A 3,118-nucleotide genomic window follows, 5' to 3' on the forward strand; every position below is an offset into this window, starting at 1 on the left:
GTAGCAGAGTTCCCATAAAACAGTATTTGCAAAAGCTCCCGAAATGGGGAAGATTTGGCGTGACTTCGGTCACGCCTTTTCTTTTGCTTCCAGTTCATCCAGAGGGATGTACCCCAGCCCATCGTACTTGATATGGATGTGCTGCACCCGCTTTCCGCTGGACTTATCCGGGGCATCCACATAGATGGCCGACACCAGTTCACGGAGAGCATAAGGGGTGAGTTCTTCAATATGAACGTACTTGTGCGCTTTCTGGACGAACTTTTCAATATTCTCGATCTGCTGTTCCTGTACTTCAATTTCCTGCTGGATGGAGAGAACTTCCTCTTCCAGCTGCTTCTGTTCGGCATCGTAGCTCTGACTCATCATGTCGAAGCGGTCATCGCTAAGCTTTCCGTTAACATTGTCCTCGTAAATCTTCATGAACAGCCGTTTGAGGTCTGCGATCCGCTTCTCATTCCGGGCAAGCTGCTTCTTCAGGACAGTCAGCTTTTCGGTGCTTTCCACCCGAAGCTGCTCCTCCATGACCTTGCGGAAGTAGTCCTCATGACAGAGGATGTAGTCCGTCACCCGCTGAACATGGCTTAGCACACGGCCCTCCAAAACCTTTACCCGGATGAAGTGTCCCTTGCACTTGCTCCCGTTCTTCTTGTGCAGAGAGCAATCAAAGAAGTCTTGACTGAAGTTCCTGTGATTGGACGAACCATATTGCATCTTGGAACCGCAGTCAGCGCAGTAGACCATACCGGAGAAAATGCTGCTCTTGCCTGTCCGGGTCATGCGGTGACGCTGGCTACGAATCTCCTGAACCTTTTCAAACACATCATCGTCAATAATGCGCTCATGTGTATCCGGGAAGATAGCCTGATTTTCCACGGGATTCAGATGTCTCTTTTTATCCCAGATAGAGTTAGTATAGGTCTTAAAGTTGACTGTGCAGCCAGTGTACTCCAGGCGTTCCAGAATCGAACTTACTGCTCTTTTATCCCAGCGATAAGGGTCTTCCGGGGCGGGTGAGTTCGTACTCAGGCCATGGCTCAACTTATAGGCGGTGGGAGTCAGAACTTTGTCCACCCACAGTTGGTTTGCAATTTGGGTCGGGCCACGGCCTTCCATGCACATGGAGAAGATGCGCTTCACGATTGCAGCCGCTTCTGGATCAACAAGCCAATGTTTCGGGTTCTCCGGGTCTTTCACATAGCCGTACGGCACATTGACCGTCAGCGGTACTCCACGCTCTCCCTTGGCCTTCTGAACAGCCCGAATCTTGCGGCTGGTATCACGGGCGTAAAACTCGTTGAACCAGTTCTTAATGCCCGCAAAATCGTTGTTTACGCTGTTCGGGTCAATGGTGTCGTAGTTGTCGTTAATGGCAATGTAGCGAACGCCATACTGGGGAAAAGTGAAGTTTGTGTACAGACCTGTCAAGGCAGAATTGCGTCCCAGTCGGGACAAATCCTTCGTGATAACGATTCCTACACGCCCCGCTTCAATCTCGACCAGCATACTCTGAAAGCCGGGGCGGTCGTAGTTCGTGCCGGAATATCCATCGTCCACAAAGAACACCGGGTTCGGAAAGTGATTCTTCTTAGCGTATTCCAGAAGAATAGCCTTCTGGTTCTCAATGGACAGGCTTTCGCCGAGCCGTGCGTCCTCTTGCGACAGTCGGCAGTAAAGTGCGGTGATTTTATTCGTTGCTCCAGACATTGTTGTGTCCTCCTTACTCTGTGGAGCAACTGTCGGTACAGGATTGGTTACCGGGTCAAGTATAGCAGAATTGGACGCAGTTGTCATTCGTCTGCACCCTCATCTTCAAATTTTTGCTGGGCGTTCTTGGCAACAATGCGCTCCAGCTTCTTCAAAAAGGACTCCTTGCCCTCATAGCTGCCGGTCACGGTGTAGGTGGTGTGACCGACTTTCTCCGTGGTGGTCAGTTCTGGAATCCAGAAAGCGGACAGGTTCTTGACATGGAGGTTGCCGTTCTCGTCCACATAAGAGCTGTGTTTTTTCTGCTCTTCGGTCAAGGGCTTCCGCTTGAAATAGATTTCATTTTCGGAGATGTTCACAGTCTCGCTGGTCTGCTCTTTCGGGGCATCATCATACAGCTGTGCGAAAAATGCCAGTGCATCTTCGGGTGGTTCTTCCTCCATGAGCTGCTCGAAAACTCGCTGTTCCTCTGCCGAGAGGTTATTCCATGCGGCTTCCAACTCCTGCTCGTTGGCTGCGTTGACGAAGGCTTCGATCTCTTTTTTCATGGTGCATCCTCCTTTGGCTGCGAAAAGCGGATTTTCAAAAAGTATGGGTTTTCGTGAGAGCAAGAATCGTCCCGTGGCCACAAATTTTCAATACTCGAAAATTTCCTGTCCCCTTTGGGACTGTTTCTTGTTGGGGCGTGCCTGCCCCAAACCCTGCTAGGTGATTTCATTCTTGGTGGTTGCTATATTGCTTATATGCCTTTTCAAATCCTGATTTGTTATATATGATAAATTTATAACATTCTCCATTTTTCATGGAAATTGCTGCAACAGGAACGACCATCTGACTCCATGAAAGCTCCCTTATCTCGTTCATGGGCAATACAAGGTTGCGATACAGTGGACTGACTGTGAGCTTTTGAGTTGAATATGTAATGCTCTGTTCATCAATGTACAAACCACCGCCAATGATTCCATTACGGCATAAGCTACACACAAAAGTTTTTCCCATAATATTACCGCCTCCTATTAGTTGATGGTTGGTTAAGTTGAGTATATCATATTGATTTCCAGAAGAACACCCCTATATAGGAGATTTTAGCCGTTTTACTGCGTACGTGCGTACGAGAGATTGGTACGCACGTACGCAGCGATTTGCCCGAAGCGCACCCTATATAGCCGTTTCCCCCTCGGAGAGCCCACTACACTTTGCAGACCGCAGGGCTGAAAGCGTCATAGTGGGTTATTACACTTCCGCAGAAGTGCCTTTTCCTCGCCGCAGACAGCCCGGTGCACCTTTGTGAGAGCTTTCTGTCCGGCGAATCCACATCGCCCACAGGCGATGTGAGCAGGGATTCCAAAGGGGCGCAGCACCCTTGGCACACGACTTTGGTACAAAGTCTAGTGTGTTACACCTTTCCAGA

Annotated in this window: 3 protein-coding genes; all 3 read right to left on the bottom strand. The window is 49.5% G+C overall.

The annotated features are described in order from the left end of the window. Positions 1–69: 69 nt before the first annotated feature. The 3 genes from C7J97_RS14520 to C7J97_RS14530 all read right to left on the bottom strand — a co-directional run bounded on the left by C7J97_RS14520 (position 70) and on the right by C7J97_RS14530 (position 2,706). Positions 70–1,794, bottom strand: coding sequence for a recombinase family protein (locus tag C7J97_RS14520; protein WP_113998247.1), 1,725 nt, complete (start codon positions 1,792–1,794; stop codon positions 70–72). Further along, positions 1,791–2,255 carry a hypothetical protein gene (locus C7J97_RS14525; RefSeq protein ID WP_112120869.1) on the bottom strand — a complete coding sequence of 155 codons (465 nt, stop codon included), beginning with the start codon at positions 2,253–2,255 and terminating at the stop codon, positions 1,791–1,793. The genes C7J97_RS14520 and C7J97_RS14525 overlap by 4 nt, the downstream gene beginning before the upstream one ends. 166 nt (positions 2,256–2,421) lie before the next feature. After that, entirely contained in the window at positions 2,422–2,706 is a 285-nt protein-coding gene (locus C7J97_RS14530) for a hypothetical protein (RefSeq protein ID WP_113993391.1), read from the bottom strand. Positions 2,707–3,118: the final 412 nt, after the last annotated feature.

Origin of the sequence: Faecalibacterium prausnitzii, from assembly GCF_003324185.1 — a bacterium.
Lineage (GTDB): Bacteria > Bacillota > Clostridia > Oscillospirales > Ruminococcaceae > Faecalibacterium > Faecalibacterium prausnitzii.

Excerpts from the sequence above, each read along its gene's own strand:
- C7J97_RS14525 (WP_112120869.1), bottom strand. The coding sequence starts at position 2,255 with ATGAAAAAAGAGATCGAAGCCTTCGTCAACGCAGCCAACGAGCAGGAG.
- C7J97_RS14530 (WP_113993391.1), bottom strand. The coding sequence starts at position 2,706 with ATGGGAAAAACTTTTGTGTGTAGCTTATGCCGTAATGGAATCATTGGC.
- C7J97_RS14520 (WP_113998247.1), bottom strand. The coding sequence starts at position 1,794 with ATGACAACTGCGTCCAATTCTGCTATACTTGACCCGGTAACCAATCCT.